Source organism: Polynucleobacter sp. UK-Gri1-W3 (genome assembly GCF_018881595.1).
Taxonomy (GTDB): domain Bacteria; phylum Pseudomonadota; class Gammaproteobacteria; order Burkholderiales; family Burkholderiaceae; genus Polynucleobacter.
In genome coordinates this window covers 1-262 of the sequence record NZ_JACVQA010000012.1, presented here as the reverse complement: position 1 = coordinate 262, position 262 = coordinate 1, and the positions used below count along the sequence as shown (strand labels likewise).

1 pseudogene is annotated in these 262 nt (G+C 51.1%); it reads left to right on the top strand.

What is annotated here, in order from left to right:
• Positions 1-262, top strand: a pseudogene (locus tag ICN36_RS11305) (branched-chain amino acid ABC transporter permease); the annotation flags it as partial.

Here is a 262-nt window from a genome sequence, read left to right as displayed (position 1 = left end):
TTTGGTCACGCAGCATTCCTAGGTATTGGCAGCTACATCACTGGCATTAGCATTGTTCACTATGGGATGCCATGGGGGGCTGCAATTCTGGTTGGCATTCTGGGCGCAGCTATAGGTGGCCTCATCATGGGCTACCTTGCCATTCGCACTCGCGGCATCTACTTTTCTATGGTGACCCTAGCGCTTGGTCAAATTGTGTATTACCTCTTCTATAAGGCGGAAAGCCTTACAGGTGGCGAGAATGGTTTACGTGGAGTCCGAG